The organism is Pseudomonas lundensis, from assembly GCF_001042985.1.
GTDB classification, from domain to species: Bacteria; Pseudomonadota; Gammaproteobacteria; order Pseudomonadales; family Pseudomonadaceae; genus Aquipseudomonas; species Aquipseudomonas lundensis.
In genome coordinates, this window is sequence record NZ_JYKY01000018.1 from 1 (window position 1) to 15,993 (window position 15,993).

The 15,993-nt window shown below is 57.5% G+C and carries 15 protein-coding genes and 2 pseudogenes; 7 read left to right on the forward strand and 10 right to left on the reverse strand.

Translation table 11 applies throughout. The features are described 5' to 3' along the window. The 3 genes and pseudogenes from TU74_RS14860 to hutC all read right to left on the reverse strand — a co-directional run. Positions 1–265: pseudogene (locus TU74_RS14860) on the reverse strand (urocanate hydratase); the annotation flags it as partial. A gap of 273 nt (positions 266–538) precedes the next feature. Then, positions 539–1,117, reverse strand: coding sequence for a HutD/Ves family protein (locus tag TU74_RS14865; RefSeq protein ID WP_047291226.1), 579 nt, complete (start codon positions 1,115–1,117; stop codon positions 539–541). Further along, positions 1,114–1,869 carry a histidine utilization repressor gene (gene hutC, locus TU74_RS14870; protein ID WP_175441907.1) on the reverse strand — a complete coding sequence of 252 codons (756 nt, stop codon included), beginning with the start codon at positions 1,867–1,869 and terminating at the stop codon, positions 1,114–1,116. The genes TU74_RS14865 and hutC overlap by 4 nt, the downstream gene beginning before the upstream one ends. Before the next feature lie 101 nt (positions 1,870–1,970). On the opposite strand from hutC, the gene TU74_RS14875 reads away from it, so the two are divergent. Together TU74_RS14875 and TU74_RS14880 are read left to right on the forward strand one after the other, a co-directional pair. Further along, complete coding sequence (locus tag TU74_RS14875) at positions 1,971–3,335, forward strand: formimidoylglutamate deiminase (RefSeq protein ID WP_048376952.1); 1,365 nt, start codon at positions 1,971–1,973, stop codon at positions 3,333–3,335. 120 nt (positions 3,336–3,455) lie between these two features. After that, positions 3,456–4,586 (forward strand): hypothetical protein, encoded by a 1,131-nt coding sequence (locus TU74_RS14880; RefSeq protein ID WP_048376953.1) that lies wholly within the window; start codon positions 3,456–3,458, stop codon positions 4,584–4,586. Positions 4,587–4,649: 63 nt separating this feature from the next. On the opposite strand, the gene TU74_RS14885 is transcribed toward TU74_RS14880, so the two are convergent. The 3 genes and pseudogenes from TU74_RS14885 to TU74_RS14890 all read right to left on the reverse strand — a co-directional run bounded on the left by TU74_RS14885 (position 4,650) and on the right by TU74_RS14890 (position 7,562). Then, positions 4,650–6,587, reverse strand: a complete 1,938-nt coding sequence (locus TU74_RS14885; protein WP_048376954.1) for a RecQ family ATP-dependent DNA helicase — start codon at positions 6,585–6,587, stop codon at positions 4,650–4,652. Positions 6,588–6,694: 107 nt separating this feature from the next. Then, positions 6,695–7,069: a hypothetical protein gene (locus TU74_RS24190; RefSeq protein WP_139145740.1), complete on the reverse strand. Its 375-nt coding sequence runs from the start codon at positions 7,067–7,069 to the stop codon at positions 6,695–6,697. After that, a pseudogene (locus TU74_RS14890) lies at positions 7,066–7,562 on the reverse strand (Hcp family type VI secretion system effector). The gene TU74_RS24190 and the pseudogene TU74_RS14890 overlap by 4 nt, the downstream one beginning before the upstream one ends. Before the next feature lie 312 nt (positions 7,563–7,874). Here TU74_RS14890 and TU74_RS14895 point away from each other — a divergent pair. After that, positions 7,875–8,225 (forward strand): DUF1493 family protein, encoded by a 351-nt coding sequence (locus TU74_RS14895; protein ID WP_047291218.1) that lies wholly within the window; start codon positions 7,875–7,877, stop codon positions 8,223–8,225. 65 nt (positions 8,226–8,290) lie between these two features. Here TU74_RS14895 and TU74_RS14900 read toward each other — a convergent pair whose 3' ends face one another. Then, entirely contained in the window at positions 8,291–9,832 is a 1,542-nt protein-coding gene (locus TU74_RS14900) for a phosphoenolpyruvate carboxykinase (RefSeq protein WP_047291216.1), read from the reverse strand. A gap of 179 nt (positions 9,833–10,011) precedes the next feature. Beyond that, entirely contained in the window at positions 10,012–10,914 is a 903-nt protein-coding gene (hslO, locus tag TU74_RS14905) for an Hsp33 family molecular chaperone HslO (RefSeq protein ID WP_047291215.1), read from the reverse strand. Between the two features lie 101 nt (positions 10,915–11,015). Between hslO and TU74_RS14910 the strand changes: the two genes are divergently transcribed. Continuing rightward, entirely contained in the window at positions 11,016–11,813 is a 798-nt protein-coding gene (locus TU74_RS14910; protein ID WP_047291213.1) for a phosphatase PAP2 family protein, read from the forward strand. Between the two features lie 34 nt (positions 11,814–11,847). Here the strand turns inward: TU74_RS14910 and TU74_RS14915 are convergent, their stop codons facing one another. Continuing rightward, positions 11,848–12,255 (reverse strand): RNA-binding S4 domain-containing protein, encoded by a 408-nt coding sequence (locus tag TU74_RS14915; protein WP_047291211.1) that lies wholly within the window; start codon positions 12,253–12,255, stop codon positions 11,848–11,850. Between the two features lie 116 nt (positions 12,256–12,371). On the opposite strand from TU74_RS14915, the gene rimA reads away from it, so the two are divergent. The 3 genes from rimA to rimK are packed head-to-tail and all read left to right on the forward strand — an operon-like array spanning position 12,372 to position 14,551. Continuing rightward, positions 12,372–13,151 carry a S6 modification regulatory phosphodiesterase RimA gene (rimA, locus tag TU74_RS14920; RefSeq protein ID WP_047272931.1) on the forward strand — a complete coding sequence of 260 codons (780 nt, stop codon included), beginning with the start codon at positions 12,372–12,374 and terminating at the stop codon, positions 13,149–13,151. A gap of 15 nt (positions 13,152–13,166) precedes the next feature. Next, positions 13,167–13,649, forward strand: coding sequence for a retropepsin-like aspartic endopeptidase RimB (gene rimB / locus TU74_RS14925; RefSeq protein ID WP_047272930.1), 483 nt, complete (start codon positions 13,167–13,169; stop codon positions 13,647–13,649). After that, the gene (rimK, locus tag TU74_RS14930; RefSeq protein ID WP_047272929.1) at positions 13,646–14,551 is read left to right on the forward strand and encodes a 30S ribosomal protein S6--L-glutamate ligase; all 906 of its coding nucleotides are present in this window, start codon (positions 13,646–13,648) and stop codon (positions 14,549–14,551) included. The genes rimB and rimK overlap by 4 nt, the downstream gene beginning before the upstream one ends. Before the next feature lie 73 nt (positions 14,552–14,624). On the opposite strand, the gene TU74_RS14935 is transcribed toward rimK, so the two are convergent. After that, entirely contained in the window at positions 14,625–15,938 is a 1,314-nt protein-coding gene (locus tag TU74_RS14935) for an ATP-binding protein (protein WP_047272928.1), read from the reverse strand. Between the last annotated feature and the right edge of the window lie 55 nt (positions 15,939–15,993).

Here is a 15,993-nt window from a genome sequence, read left to right on the forward strand (position 1 = left end):
AGGTCTCGTCGTCATTGAGGTGAGTGAGGCTTTCGACAATTTTGTCGTAGCAGTCCCAGTTGCGTGCTGCCCGGCCAATGCCGCCATACACCACCAGCTCGGTCGGGTTCTCGGCCACTTGCGGGTCGAGGTTGTTCATCAACATCCGCAGCGGGGCTTCGGTCATCCAGCTTTTAGCCGTAAGACGGGTGCCGCGGGCGGCGCGGATTTCACCGTCGCGGTGACGGGTGAACTCGGCTGGCGATTTAGGGGTAGTTGAAGTCACGGGTCACTCCTCAGCGATGGGCAGACGCACACTTATGTACTTGTACATACAAGCATATGCAAGTAAGCGGCCAATCTTTGAATTTTCAACATGAAAATGACGAGAGCCCCGCAAACATGGGCTTTGAACAACGTGAAAGGTGTCTTACAAAAAAAGAGAGAACGCAGGGAGGTGTTACGAGGGGGCGTTTTTGCGCTGTTTTGAGGCATTCGGTAACAAATCGGCCTCAGGGTCAGTGCGTAGCAGCGGCCGAGGGCTGCTACGCGATGTGGGTCAGACAGCACGTAACTCAATCACGCAGCAGCGGCCTGTTACGGTGATTTCCAGCAAACGGTCGGCATTGCTCAGTTGCAGACAATCGTAACGACCCAAATGTTCATGGTGCGTGTGACCGACCCCCACATGCACTTGCTCGCTGGCACTGAACACCAGCACGGTAGTGGCCGAGCTGAAAAAGCGTTGTGGCGTGGTAGCCGCCAGCCATTGCAGCCGGGCGCGGTAACGATCCGGGGCATAAATCAGGTTGAAATCGCGGATCGGTCCATCCAACAGCGTGCAACTCACTGCGCTTTCACCCCTGAAGGCAAACGCATCGAACGGTAACAAGGCACGCGTGTGCGCACCGTCCACCTGCAAATTCATGCCAGCACCTTGCAGCACGCTGATGATGCGCTGGTAGCCCTCAAACTGCGAAAAACCGCCCGACTCGCCAATGTCAGCAATCGACAGGCGCCAGCCAAAGCCTTCAAGCCCCTCGCCTGCATCACGGGTGATTTCTTCGGTGCTGCCGCCGCCGTTTTTCCACGGCATGCGCGGGTAATCAGCGGCGCGTAAAACGGTCAATGGGTTCATTTACTGAAACGTCCTTCAAGGCGATGACGGGAACCGGGATGAATCAGGCGAGCCGCCGTCACCGGCTGACGGCCCGACCAGGTACGACGACGAACCAGCAGGCAGGGCTCGCCGGGTTCGATTTGCAGCAGCTTGCACTCTTTCGGATCAGCCAGAATCGCTTCGACGACGTGTTCGCCCTCGGTCAGGGGGGCGACTTGAGACAGATAGGCGTAGGGCGTTTGCAGCGTGAAGTCCTGCTTGAGGTAATCCGGTGCCACCAGGGCATTCACAAAACGGTCCTCAATTTGCACGGGAATTCCATTCTCGTAATGCACGATCAACGAATGAAACACCTTTTGCCCTTCGCGCATGTCCAGCACCGCCGCGCGCTCGGAACCGGCGGCCTCTTCACCCAGGCTGATGACCTTGCAACTGTGCGCATGGCCACGGGCGGCAATCTCGTCGGCAATGTTGTGGACTTCAAACAGTGCGGACTGGGTTTTGGGTTCGGCCACAAAGGTGCCGACCCCTTGCATGCGCACAAGCAGGCCGTCGGCGGTCATTTCACGCAGGGCGCGGTTAATGGTCATACGGCTGAAGCCCAATTGGCTGACCAGCTCACTTTCGGAGGGAACGCGATAATGCGGCGGCCAGTTACCACTCTTGATTTGCTGAGTGATCATCTGTTTGACACGGGCGTACAGGGGCGCCGGACTTTCGCTCATTTGGGCAGCCAGCGGGTTCACGGCAGGCGGAGTCGGCACGGGCATTCCTTGTTTATGAGTAAAGACGCGTAGCTTGCCGGAGTTTACCGAGCAGGCAAACGTCTGTATATGTATATACAAATAACAAACGATAGGGTACGAAACCGATGTCCGTTTTCTTTGCCGAACGTGCGCTGTTACCCACAGGCTGGGCGACCAATGTCCGAATAGAGGTCGGCGAAGATGGCCGGCTCGCGTCCATCCAGCCCGATGCCCACGCGCAAGGGGCCGAACGCGTGAATGGCCCGTTGTTGCCGGGCATGCCCAACCTGCATTCCCACGCGTTTCAGCGCGCCATGGCCGGTTTGGCGGAAGTGGCTGGCAACCCGAATGACAGTTTCTGGACATGGCGCGATTTGATGTATCGCCTTGTGGGAAAAATCACCCCGGAACAACTGGGGATCATCGCCCGACAGTTGTACATCGAGATGCTCAAGGCCGGTTACACCTCAGTGGCTGAATTTCACTACGTTCACCACGATCTATCCGGCAAGCCCTACGCAAATCCGGCTGAATTGGCATTAAGAATCAGCGAAGCCGCACGCTCTACGGGCATAGGTCTGACCCTTCTGCCGGTGCTTTACACACACGCCGGATTCGGTGGACAAGCCCCGAATGACGGCCAGCGGCGCTTCATCAACAGCACCGAGCATTACCTGAAAATGCAGCAACAGTTGGCGCCGCTATTGGCCAGACAACCGGCCCAAGCCCTGGGCGTGTGCTTTCACTCATTGCGCGCCGTCACCCCGGAACAAATCCATGACGTCATGGGGGCCAGCGACACCACATGCCCGGTACACATTCACATCGCGGAACAGCGCAAGGAAGTGGATGACTGCCTGAGCTGGAGTGGCAAGCGCCCGATTGAGTGGTTGTATGACAACGCTGAAGTCGACGCGCGCTGGTGCCTGGTGCATGCCACCCATGCCAATGCCGACGAAGTGGCACGCATGGCCACTAGCCAGGCCGTGGCAGGGCTGTGCCTGACCACCGAAGCCAATCTGGGCGATGGTATTTTCCCGGCAGTGGAGTATCTGGCACAGGGCGGGCGCTTGGGGATTGGTTCCGACAGTCATGTGTCCCTGAGTGTGGTGGAAGAACTGCGCTGGCTGGAATACGGCCAGCGCTTGCGCGATCAGCGACGCAACCGGTTACACCGCCCCGATCAGCCCATGGTCGGGCGCACGCTGTTTGACGCCGCACTGGCTGGCGGCGCGCAAGCCATGGGACAGCCTGTTGCCGGGCTGGCGGTGGGCCAGCGCGCCGATTGGATCGTGCTGGACGGCAACGACCCGTATCTGGCCACGGCGCACGAAGATGCCATTCTCAACCGCTGGCTGTTTGCGGGCGGTGATCGTCAGGTGCGTGATGTGCTGGTCAATGGCAAGTGGGTGGTGCGCGAAGGGCGCCATGCTGACGAAATCGAAAGCAGCCACGCCTTCACCCGCGTGCTTAAAGCGCTCGTGGGGTAAGCCGCAACACTGACTTCAAACGGCTAAGGAAAGCATTCCCATAGCGGCCAAATCTCCTTCTGATGCAGGAACTGTCCGATAGTTACCTTGCGTTCTCTCCAATGAACGCAAGGATTTATCGTGACTACAGTAACTGTTTACTTCTGCGGCACCGGCTCCACCAAGTTCGACGCCACCCACGAGAACTATTGGAATGGCGAGCTGATTTCGACGCTGGCGGCCCACAGCACAGGCCGTGAGTTTGCTGAATGGATCGTCGTGGATGGGCCCGGCAGCGGCAACTTGCAGGCCGATGAAATGTTCGTGCAGAACAAGGAATACGGCATGACCGGCAGCCTGTTCGGCAAAGGCTGGGAAGAGAACGTGAAGCACGCGCTGAGCATTCTCAAAGGCAAGTGCGAATGGCAACGCGAGAAGCTCACCGAAGCGGAATATAACCGCCTCAAAGCGGCCGGAATTCCGATCGAAGACGTGACCGTGACCGGTTCGTGGATGTGGCGCAAATACGATTACGGCAACCGCAGCGTGACCCAGCAACAACTGCAAGAACAACTGATCAAAACCTTCCGCAAGGACGGTGTGATCCCGACCCGGGTCAACCTGGTGGGCTGGAGTCGCGGCGCCGTCAGCTGCCACATGCTGGCCAACGCCATGCTCAACGACAGTGAGCTGAAACATATTCCGGTCAATATTTTCGCCGTGGACCCGGTGCCGGGCCCGCTGAACTTCCAAAGCGCGCGGGTTGAGCTGGGTAAAAACGTTGTGGAATACGTGGGCTTCTTCGCTCGTGATGAACGCTCTAAAGGGTTTTCTTGCGTCGTTCCGGAAACCGCCTCCAACACGCGCGTCCACATTTACCCAATGGCCGGGCGCCATGCCACGCTAGTGGGCAACGCGGCGCCTGATGGTGACAAAGGCGACAAGGTGCTGGTCGCGCCAGGGATGGTGGTGCGCCATTTCGCAGAAACCTGCCTGACCCGCTGGGGCGTGGCGCTGGATAAACGCTTGAACCTGTCCGCTGCGGATCTGGAAGCACGGCACAAGACCCTCGTCAGTGACGAGGCGAAATACGCGGCCATGCATAAGTACTCCTACACCAAGATCACCGAGTCGGAGAAGAACGAGCGTTACGCGTCACTGGGCAGCAAAGGTGTCGCGTTCAGCGCCATTAAAGGGGCGCCCTACCAGCCAGCCGCAGGGTTATCGCAAAGCCTTGCGTATAGCCCGGCCACCTACAAAGACATCCTGTGATGTGACGCGTTAAAGCCAACCCTCAGGCAGGGGGGTTGGCTTTTTTGTGTGCCGGGGTTCGGCTCAGGCGCCTTGCACATGCAGCGCGGCCCACTCACGAACCTGCGCGTAGGGATAAAGCTCAAGGGCGGCAAACCCCGGAATGGCGCGGGCTTTGATTTTGGTAAACATCGGCACGCTGATGCCGCACAAGAAGCGGGTCAGGCGTTCCGGCGGGGGATAACTGCCTGTGTATTCCTGATGCCTGTGGATAAACGGGCCGCACAGGCCTTCAAAGTTTTTATCCACAAGCGGCGCAAGCGCAGGCGGCTCGGGCAATTGCGCCACCTGTCCGGCGCACACCGAACAATGCCCGCAGCGTTGCGGTGCGTTGTCGTCGCCAAAATACTGCGCCAGGCGATGGCTCAAGCACGTGTCACTGGCAAACAGCGCCAACATGGCGTGAATCCGCACGATTTCGGCATTTTCATGGGCGCTGAAGTAGCGATGCAGCTCCAGGCTTAACGCATCGACGTCCACCTCGTTCACCCGCACGCTGTAGACCTCGGTCATCTGCTTGCTTTCCAGCTCGATCCAGCCTTTCTCCTGAAAATAGTCGAGCGCCTTGACCACGCGATTACGCTCGGCCTGATGCTGTTCATACAGCGCATCGAAATTCACCGTCCACCAGGTCCGGGCGCGGCTGGACGTCTGGATGATGCCCGCGACAAAGTCCCGGCGTTCGCCTTCGAACCTGGCCAATAACGCGTCGGGATCGATCAGGCACTTGAAACGGTACTCGGCGAAGTAGGCATAGCGCGGCGCAATCAGCCCACGCAGCTCCAATTGAACCAGCAGGGTTTTGAGCGGCAACTGACGGATATTGCTCTGATCGGACAAAGGCAACAGCATGAATTCCCACTGACCTTCAGCGATGGCCGCACGCAGGTCTTCCAGCACCGTGCGAATCCCCTGCAACTCGGGCGTGTCGCCATAAACGAAGTTTTCCAGCACGTTGAGGCTGTCTCGGTTGGCCAGCACCAGGCAGTCCGACGCCTGCCCGTCGCGCCCCGCCCGGCCGATCTCCTGGCTGTAATTTTCGATCGACTTGGGCAAATCAAAATGCACCACATTGCGAATGTCGCTTTTGTCGATGCCCATGCCGAAGGCAATGGTGGCGACGATGCAGTTCAACTGCCCGCCCATGAACTCACGCTGGATGCTTTCGCGCTGATCGTGGGGCAAACCGGCGTGATAGGCGCTGGCACTGATCCCGTGCTGATTCAAGTGCTGGGCGATGTGCTCGGCCGTCTTCTGCAAGGTGACGTAGACAATACTCGGTTGGCCCTGACGCTCACCCATCCACTGCACCAACCACTGACGCTTGGCAGCGCCGGTAACAGGTTCGACCCACAGATTGAGATTGGCGCGATAAAAACCGGTGGTGACGACATCGGATTCAGCAATCGCGAACTTGGTTTGCATGTCCACAATGACCGCGGGCGTGGCGGTGGCCGTGAGCAACAACACTTGTGGGATATTGAACTGACGCTGGTAGTCCGGAAGCTTCAAATAGTCCGGACGGAAGTTATGGCCCCACTCCGAAATACAGTGCGCCTCGTCCACCACCAGCAAAGAAATCGGGACTTGCTGCAGAAAATGTCGGAAGCGCTCGTTTTTCAGGCGCTCGACCGAAATCATCAAAATTTTCAACTCCCCCGACTTGGCCCGCGCCATCACCGAACTGGCTTCATCGCGGCCTTGTGCCGAGTCAATACTGGCCGCCGGAATGCCGTGGCGCTGGAGAAAGGCCAGTTGATCCTGCATCAGCGCCAGCAGCGGCGAAACCACCAGCGTCAGGTGTGGCAACAGCAAAGCCGGCAACTGATAGCACAGCGACTTCCCGGAACCCGTAGGGAAAATCGCAGCCGCTGAGCGCCCAGCCAACACCGCGCTGATGGCCGCCTCTTGGCCGGGACGAAATTCTGGATAACCGAAAACCTGTTCCAGGGTGTTGTGCATTACTGTCACTCCATTGACCGTTGCAACGGCCGCCAGGCTAACGCCCGCTGCGCAACGGATCGAGAAAAGGTCAGGGGAAATTGAAAGGGAATGATACAGGGTCGAGTTCAACTGTTCGGTGTTGATCGATGAAGGCAGACCTTCAGCCGGGGATACGCCCTGCCCTGCTGTGCTGACGAATTCAACGCTCGCAACCTTTCGCAACTTCTTGCCTCGACCAGCCCCCTCAAGCGCATAAGCCCGGTCACCGTAGAGCCGCTATTGCTGTACCCATCCTTCAACTCTTGAACACCTTCCCAAGCACTGATAACGCCCTCACTTACGTCCCGGATAACAGCATTCACATAATTGGCAATCACTGCGCTGAATTTGATTTGCAAGACACTGTCAGGCAGATACGTACCGCTTGAAGTACAGCCGAAAAACATCAGATCTGTTGCCGATTTAGTCACATCATGAATGTCATATTGTGGGTCGCTCATAGTTGGACTTCCCAGGTACTGTATGAACGGGCACCGGCTTGTACATGTGTCCACGTAATATCGCGATAACGGATAGCAATAATTTCTTGTGGCTGACCGTCTGCCATATTGATGCTGTGAGGGACATGGGCGTTCATAGAGGCAATCCGAGCGCCGGACAAACGAACCGTAAAATACTTTTCCTGACTGCCTACCGAAGACGTACGGTAAATTCAATGGAGCATTTGATTTCTTCCCCATCATGCAATGCCCCGGCAATCAATGGCGAAGATTTGTCGATGTTCTTGGTAATGACAACTGGCTTGTGTTGCCCGCGTCCGCCAGTGACGCTCCCATCACTACCTGCCACCCCGTCATGGGAATACGCTAACACCATGATTTCATCAAAGTGACCCACTTGGCATTTGTTACCGATTGAATCTTGGCTGGAGCAGCCGGAAGAGATGAGCCCTTGTTTTTTTCCAATGATTGACATGTAACCATGATGAGCCATTTTTACCCTCCCCCGAGTTGGCTAATCACTGTATGGCAGGAAGTAGCAATCGGTTGTAGGAATATCCTTAAGTTCAACCAAAGATACAAAACCGAGGTTTGCATTCCGTTCTGAAGCTTGAGCAGTTAAACGGCAGCCAATGTGAGCACGCGCAAATCGAATGCAGGCCGACGAGTCTGAAGGTAAGCTCGCCCGCAATGACGGTGAGCCGAACACTGCGCGTATGGCGAGCACGGCCATTTTCGATTGCAGGCCGATACAACTGGGTAACGGCGTTGTACTTCATCAACCTTGGGTTTACGGACACACCACATGAAACTCGCCACCGACCTCCCCGACACGCCCGTCTTGCGTGAGCTGATGCAATTGCTACACGAAGAAATCGGTCTGCCGGAGCACAAAACCGTCAGTTTGAAGACGGCGATCAATCTGGACCTGGGCTGCAATGGCCGTGACGCCCAACAGCTGATGGAGGCGCTGGAAGAGCGCTTCGGGTTGACGCTGGATGATTACGACGCCTATCGCTACTTTCAGCCCGCAGGCCATGACCCTCACCTCAAGCGCAGCGCCAAGGGCCGGGAAAGCAAAGTGCCCTTGACGATTGGCATGCTTTACGCAGCCATCGTGGCGCAACACTGGGACACCGACAGCCTTGAAGGCTGATTCGCAGGTATAAAAAAGCCGCCCTCTCAGGCGGCTTTTCGTGAATCAGCGTTCGGTGCGAAGGGTTATGCCTTCGGGCCAGCCGCCTTGATTGCATCGCTCACGTCAAACTTCTTGAAGTTTTCGGTGAACAGGCCAGCCAATGCCTTGGCGGCTTCGTCGTACGCAGCTGGGTCAGCCCAGGTGTTGCGCGGGTTGAGCAGAGCCGTGTCGACGCCCGGTACGGTTTTTGGCACGTCCAGGTTGATGATGTCCAGGTGTTCGGTTTCAGCACCGATCAGCGCGCCGCTCTGGATCGCAGCGATCACGGCACGGGTGGTCGGGATGTTGAAACGCTTGCCCACGCCGTAACCACCGCCGGTCCAGCCGGTGTTGACCAGGTAAACCTTGGAGCCGAAACCGCGGATGCGCTTGATCAGCAGCTCAGCGTATTCACCGGCAGGACGTGGGAAGAATGGCGCGCCGAAGCACGTCGAGAAGGTCGACTTGATGCCGCTGCCCGAACCCATTTCAGTCGAGCCCACCAGTGCGGTGTAGCCAGACAGGAAGTGGTAAGCCGCTTGTTCTTCGCTGAGGATCGACACCGGCGGCAATACGCCAGTCAGGTCGCAGGTCAGGAAGATCACGGCGTTAGGCTCGCCGCCCAGGTTCTTCGGAGCGCGTTTTTCGATCAGTTCACGCGGGTAAGCGGCGCGGCTGTTCTGCGTCAGGCTGTCATCCGAGTAGTCAGGCTTTTTGTTGGCATCCAGTACCACGTTTTCCAGAACGGCGCCGTGCTGGATGGCCTTCCAGATGACCGGCTCATTCTTCTCCGACAGGTCGATGCACTTGGCATAGCAACCGCCTTCGATGTTGAACACCACGCCCACGCCCCAGCCGTGTTCGTCGTCACCGATCAGGTAACGGCTTTCATCAGCCGACAACGTGGTCTTACCGGTGCCGGACAGGCCGAAGAACAGGGTCACGTCGCCGTCTTCACCCATGTTGGCGGCGCAGTGCATCGGCAGGACGTCAACGGCTGGCAACAGGAAGTTTTGAACGGAGAACAGGGCTTTTTTCATTTCGCCGGCGTAACGCATGCCTGCGATCAGGACTTTTTTGGCCGCGAAGTTGATGATTACGCAACCGTCGGAATGGGTGCCATCACGCTCAGGCACGCACTCGAAGTTCGGTGCGTTGATCACTTGCCACTCATCTTTGCCAGCCGGGTTGTACTGTTCAGGGTTGATGAACAGGCAACGGCCAAACAGGTTGTGCCAAGCGGTTTCGGTGGTCATTTTCACGGGCAGGTAGTGCGCCGGGTCAGAACCTACATGAACGTGGGAAACGAAGCGCTCGCGCTCACCGAGGTAGGCCGCAACACGGTCCCACAGTGCGTCGAACTTGTCGGCCGGGAACTTGCGGTTGATCGCGCCCCAGGCAATGGCGTCCTGAGTCGTAGGCTCTTCAACGATAAAGCGGTCAGCTGGCGAACGGCCGGTACGGTGGCCCGTTTTAACAACCAGTGCGCCATTGTCGGCAAGCTCACCTTCACCACGGTTCAGGGCTTCTTTGACCAGATCGTCGATGCTCAGATCGGTGTACACGGCGTTATTAGCTTGCGTCATGAGGTTCCCCGTCGGCCATTGGCCGATTGCGCCAAACGTTTTGTAGTAGAAAATTTTGCACTACTACCGCGAAAAAAGTGGGCCGGATTATGCCAGAAACGCCCAAAAAAAGTAGGGCCCACCTGTCAGAACCGCGTTATACCGGGCTTTGACAGGGGTTTTACCTGCGCTGAAACGTTTTAGTGGTGAGTGCCTGAAGGCGTCTCTACACCTGCGCCCGCGAACAATTGATCGACATCGGCGGCATCGAACAAGTAGCGCTCGTTGCAAAATTGGCAGTCGATTTCAATATGGCCGCCGTGCTCTTTGACCAGCGTAAGCGCATCGTCATGGCCCAGGCTGGACAACGCATTGCCGGAGCGTTCGCGCGAGCAGCTGCATTTGAATTCGATGCCATCCTTATCAAAAAGACGCACTACATCCTCGTGGAACAAGCGATGCAGAATTGTTTCGTTATCCAGCCCCAGCAGTTCTTCGACCTTGAGGGTATCGCCCAACGCATTCAGGCGGTTCCAGCTCTCGGCACGTTCTTCTTCGTCTTTGATCACTTCGGCCGGCAGTTGCTGCAAGAGCATGCCGCGCGCGCGTTTGCCATCCGCCGCGAGCCAGAAACGCGTAGGCACCTGGTGCGACATTACGAAGTAATTGGTGAAACAGGCCGACAGATCATTGCCGTCCAGGTCCACGATGCCCTGGTAGCGCTTACCGACAGTCGGGTCGATGGTCAGGGCCAGGACGCCGTTGGGCATCAGGTCGCTCAGGGTCGCGGCGGGGGTGATCTGGTCCGCGTCAAATCGGGCCAGGCCGCGAATTTCATGTTCGCTGGTGATTTCAATCATCAGCAGCGGAACCGCGCCTTCGGAACGGGCTTGCAGGCTCATCAGGCCGTCGAATTTCAGGGTGCTGACCAGCAACGCCGCGGCGGCCATCAGCTCGCCCAGCAACTGTTGAACCGGCTCAGGGTAAGCGTGCTTGGCCAGTACCTCAGCGTAGCTGTGATCCAGCGACACCAGCTCGCCGCGGGTGTCGCTGTTATCGAAAATGAAGCGCTGCGTAAAGTCGGTTTTGCGTAAATCGGACATAGGAATAGGGTTCTAAATTGGTGACAAAATGTGTAGGAGTCTTTATAAAGGCGCGTTTTTAGCACCTATCGAGTGCAAAGACCCAGCCAAGGGGGCATGTCATGAACAATCCCACTCTGTTCCAAACAAGGTGGAACCTCAGAGCCCTAGCGGGGTGTAATTTACTCGCTCTGGGGCTTTTGTGTTTCTGGTTATGGCCATTCGGCCAAATTCTCTGCCTGACTTTCGACGACTGGTTGTTCCATCTGCTCAATCGTCCATTGGCTGATAACCCTATATGGCTCCACATATGGGCAGTTGCAAGTCTTCGACCTTTCGATGTGGTAGTCGGGGTCATCATGCTGGCCCTGCTGATCAAAGGTAACTGGGTATTTGAGGCCACTCAGGTGCGTCGCGCGCTGTTTGGTTTTCTGGCGATCCTGTTGCTGTTGGTGGTGATCCGCGCGCTGTTTTCCAAACTCACGGCCGCGATGGGTTGGCAGCACAATAGCCCGTCGATGGTGTTTGAAGATGCCATTCACCTGAGCGACTTCTTTCCGGGCCTTGAAAAAACCTGGGAACTGAAAGACCGCTCAAGCCAGAGCTTTCCGGGCGATCACGCGTCGGTGCTGCTGATCTGGGGCATGTTCATGAGCGTGTTCAGCCGCACCATTGGCCAGAAGGTGGTGATCTGGGGCCTGACGCTGCTGTTCATGATGCCGCGACTGGTAGCTGGCGCCCATTGGGGCCAGGACGACTACATCGGCGGCTTGTTGCTGGCATTCCTGGCGTTGGGCTGGGGCTATTACACCCCGTTCGCGGCCAAGGTTTCAGGTGCGCTGATGCGCGTGACGGCACCGATTTTTTCGCTGTTGCAGCGTCTGCCGCTGGTGTCACGCATGAGCGTGGTACGCGGTTAAGCAACGCGCGTCATACACCGTTTAAACCTCCGCTCTACTCGGCGCCACTGGCATCCTGAAACTGATGCAGTTGGCGCCGTTGTTTTTTGGTCGGTTTACCGTCCGTCGTGATGCCCATTGCTCCGGATTTGCGCATGGCGGCAGCGTGTTCACGCTTGGCAATACTGTGCTCAGTTTCGGCGTACAACAATTGCGCCTCGGGCGCGCCACGACGCACGACTGACAGCGCTTTGACTTCGACCGTGCGCTCTTCCAGGCCCACGCGTATTTGCAGCTCATCGCCCAGTCGAGGCTCTTTACTCGGCTTGCAACGCTCACCGCGACAATGCACTTTGCCACTTTCAATAGCGGCCTTGGCCAGCGCCCGGGTTTTGAAAAACCGCGCCGCCCACAACCATTTGTCCAAACGGACCTTTTCGTCTTCTTCTTGCTTCTGAGCCATTGGAATTCCTCTTCTTTGACAGAGTCAGAACTGTACTACCGTTTCTAATGAATAGATGAATCTGGCATCCGGCTAGAATGCCGTTCCTCTCAGCGCCTTTGGCGAGGTTATGTCCCATGACGTTTTTTCCCGATTCCCTGACGGGCGCCAAAAGCCGTTGCGACGCTTGTCGACAAGCCACGCCGCTGGGGTTCGATTTCCAATTTGCGTACCAACCGATCGTGGACTTGCGCGATCAATCGGTGTTTGCCCACGAAGCACTGGTCAGAGGGCCTGCCGGTGAAGGCGCACTGGATGTTTTACGGCAGGTAAATGACACCAATCGTTACCGCTTCGACCAGGAGTGTCGCACGCGTGCAATCAAGGGCGCGGCCGCGCTGGGCATGCAGCAACACCTGTCCATCAACTTCATGCCCAACGCGGTGTATCGGCCGGAACTGTGCATTCGCAGCACCCTGGAAGCCGCCAAAGCCCACGATTTCCCGCTCGACAAGCTGATTTTCGAAACGCTGGAAAGCGAACACATAGATAACTATCGCCATTTGACCCATATTCTGCGTGAATACCGCGAATTCGGTTTCAAGACAGCCATCGATGACTTCGGAGCAGGTTATTCGGGGCTCAATTTATTGGCGGATTTTCAACCTGACCTGATCAAGCTCGACATGGCACTCATCCGCGATGTCGATCAGGATCGTGCGCGTCAGGCTATCGTGCGCGGCGTTGTCATGATGTGTTCTGAATTGAACGTTACAGTCATAGCCGAAGGCATCGAAAGCGCTGGCGAACGGGATTTCCTGGCCGATTGTGGAATATTTCTGATGCAGGGTTACTGGTTCGCCAGACCGGCATTTCAAGCGTTGGCCGAGGTTCGACCTGCGGCCTGGATACGTTAATCGCGGTTACTCATATTGAAGACATTTGATCATCTGACCGTTGTCGGTCTGCGCGAGTGGGTGGCGCTCCCCGATTTGGGCGTCGCAGGCTTGCGCGCCAAAATCGACACCGGCGCCAGTACGTCCAGCTTGCACGCCACTGAAATCGAGCCTTTTGTGCGCGATGGTGCCGAGTGGGTGCGTTTCAACGCTCATTTGGGCACCCTGGTGCAACTGCGTCATCGTCGTTGCGAAGCCCCCCTGGTGGCGATAAAAACCATTAAAAGTTCTAACGGTCATGCGCAGGTTCGCTATGTGATCCGCACCCGCCTCGCACTGGGTGATCGGGTCTGGTCGGTGGAGTTCACCCTCGCCTGCCGCAAGTCCATGCGTTACCGTTTACTGCTCGGTTCAAAAGCCCTGATCGATGGCCAACTGGTGGTCAATCCGGGGCTCAAATACGTTCAAGACAAGCCGGTTTTCCCGGTCTCTACCCTTTCTGCCACAGGTGCTGCATGAAGATCGCTGTGCTGTCGCGTAACCCGCGTCTGTATTCCACTCGTCGCCTGGTCGAAGCCGGGACGGAACGAGGCCACGAAATGGTAGTGATCGATACCCTGCGTGCCTATATGAACATCGCCAGCCACAAGCCGCAGATCCACTACCGGGGCAAGCCGCTGGAAGGCTTCGATGCCGTGATTCCGCGCATTGGTGCCTCGGTCACGTTTTACGGCTGTGCGGTGTTGCGCCAGTTCGAAATGATGGGGGTTTTCCCGCTGAACGAATCGGTGGCCATCGCACGTTCGCGGGACAAACTGCGCTCCCTGCAATTGCTGTCGCGGCGTGGGCTGGGGTTGCCGGTGACGGGCTTTGCGCACTCGCCGGATGACATCCCCGACCTGATCGAAATGGTCAATGGCGCACCGTTGGTGATCAAGGTGCTGGAAGGCACTCAGGGCATCGGCGTTGTGCTGTGCGAAACCGCGACGGCGGCAGAATCCGTGATCGAAGCCTTCATGGGCCTCAAGCAAAACATCATGGTGCAGGAATACATCAAGGAAGCCGGCGGCGCCGATATTCGCTGCTTCGTGGTGGGTGACAAGGTGATTGCGGCGATGAAACGCCAGGCCAAGCCGGGTGAGTTCCGTTCCAACCTGCACCGTGGCGGCAGCGCCAGCCTGATCAAGATCACCCCGGAAGAACGCATGACCGCCATTCGGGCCGCCAAGGTGATGGGGTTGAGCGTGGCAGGCGTGGACATCCTGCGCTCCAATCACGGCCCGTTGGTGCTGGAGGTCAACTCCTCACCGGGTCTGGAAGGGATCGAAACCACCACGGGTAAAAACGTGGCCGGAATCATCATTGAACATCTGGAGAAAAACAGCGGGCCGAACCTGACAAGAACCAAAGGCAAAGGCTGACGCCCGCCGCCACGACCAAAAAAAACGCGAGGCTGCCTCCATCGGCAACCTCGCGTGTGGTTAGCTCAGGTCATTACACCGCGCCACGGGGCAACATCAGCCCCAATGGCAACCTGACCCGCGCTTCAAGCCCACCGCCGGAACGGTTGCGTAACTCGACATTGCCGCCATGCATCGACGCGATGCGCTTGACGATGGCCAACCCGAGCCCGGTACCCTTTCCGCCGCGGGCACGATCGCCGCGAATGAACGGGTTGAAGATGTCTTCAAGCTCGGAAGGGTCGATGCCTGCACCACGGTCCATCACGCTGAGCACCACATACGGCGCGCTCACATCGCCTGACACATAGGCGGCCACTTCCACATCCTCACCCGCATGATGCAACGCGTTGCCGATCAGGTTGTTGAGCAAGCGCTTCATCGATACCCGGCGCAGCGGAAACGGCTGAATCGGTTGCAGGCGCAAACGCACCCGCTCTTCGTTCTGGTTGTAAGGTGCCACGACCTCACGCACCAGCTCGCACAAGTCCACCTCTTCGACCAACTCGTCACGGCCATCGCGAATAAAGGCCAGGAACTGATCGAGGATCGCGTCCATGTCTTCGATATCGCGCACCATGTCGTCCGTCAGGTCGTTATGGTTGCCCATCAATTCCAGCGACAACCGCAGACGCGTCAATGGCGTACGCAAATCGTGGGAAACCCCCGCCAGCATCAACTCTCGCTCGCGACCCGCTTGCTCCACGTCTTCGGCCATTTGGTTGAACGCGCTGTAAACCTCCGTCATCTCACTCGGCGTATCACTGATCGGCAACCGCACGCTGCGGCCCTGACCCAGTTGACGCGCGGCATACACCAGGCGCTTGAGCGGCTGGTTAAGTTGACTGACGAAAATCCACGCCGACGCCGTTGAGAGCAAGCCAATGGCCAAGAACCAGCCCAGCACGCTCCATATTTTTTGCCCGCGCAGCGGGTGCGGGTACAGCGGCACTTTCAGCCAGCCATCCCCCAGACTCGGCGCCCGAACCCACAAGGCGGGTGGCGAATGCACGCGCAAGCGAACCTCGGTATCAGCGCCCAGCTCGGCCTGCATCTGACGTTGGTAAGCACCGCTGTAAGGCCAATGTTGCTCACCCTCGGGCACGCCGCCACCCACCACCCGGATCAACCCGGCGGCATCGGCAATTTTTTCGCGGTTTTCCTCATCGGCCGCCCAGTAGGCACGCAGCGTAAGCGCAACGCCGTGGCTGTACTGACGATCAACCAGGACATCTTCATTCATCAGCAAGTACACCAACGTCAGTGCCTTGGAGAACAGAACGACGATCAATACCAGCCAGAGGGTGCGCGAGAAGAAACTTTGGGGGAACCAGAGAGGGGTTTTCATAGATTGATGCTTTTGCAGTTTGCAGGAGCGCGTAGGGATACCCGCAGAAATGAAA

Excerpts from the sequence above, each read along its gene's own strand:
- TU74_RS14865 (WP_047291226.1), bottom strand. The coding sequence starts at position 1,117 with ATGAACCCATTGACCGTTTTACGCGCCGCTGATTACCCGCGCATGCCG.
- hutC (WP_175441907.1), bottom strand. The coding sequence starts at position 1,869 with ATGCCCGTGCCGACTCCGCCTGCCGTGAACCCGCTGGCTGCCCAAATG.
- TU74_RS14875 (WP_048376952.1), top strand. The coding sequence starts at position 1,971 with ATGTCCGTTTTCTTTGCCGAACGTGCGCTGTTACCCACAGGCTGGGCG.
- TU74_RS14885 (WP_048376954.1), bottom strand. The coding sequence starts at position 6,587 with ATGCACAACACCCTGGAACAGGTTTTCGGTTATCCAGAATTTCGTCCC.
- TU74_RS24190 (WP_139145740.1), bottom strand. The coding sequence starts at position 7,069 with ATGAGCGACCCACAATATGACATTCATGATGTGACTAAATCGGCAACA.
- TU74_RS14895 (WP_047291218.1), top strand. The coding sequence starts at position 7,875 with ATGAAACTCGCCACCGACCTCCCCGACACGCCCGTCTTGCGTGAGCTG.
- TU74_RS14900 (WP_047291216.1), bottom strand. The coding sequence starts at position 9,832 with ATGACGCAAGCTAATAACGCCGTGTACACCGATCTGAGCATCGACGAT.
- hslO (WP_047291215.1), bottom strand. The coding sequence starts at position 10,914 with ATGTCCGATTTACGCAAAACCGACTTTACGCAGCGCTTCATTTTCGAT.
- TU74_RS14910 (WP_047291213.1), top strand. The coding sequence starts at position 11,016 with ATGAACAATCCCACTCTGTTCCAAACAAGGTGGAACCTCAGAGCCCTA.
- TU74_RS14915 (WP_047291211.1), bottom strand. The coding sequence starts at position 12,255 with ATGGCTCAGAAGCAAGAAGAAGACGAAAAGGTCCGTTTGGACAAATGG.
- rimA (WP_047272931.1), top strand. The coding sequence starts at position 12,372 with ATGACGTTTTTTCCCGATTCCCTGACGGGCGCCAAAAGCCGTTGCGAC.
- rimK (WP_047272929.1), top strand. The coding sequence starts at position 13,646 with ATGAAGATCGCTGTGCTGTCGCGTAACCCGCGTCTGTATTCCACTCGT.
- TU74_RS14935 (WP_047272928.1), bottom strand. The coding sequence starts at position 15,938 with ATGAAAACCCCTCTCTGGTTCCCCCAAAGTTTCTTCTCGCGCACCCTC.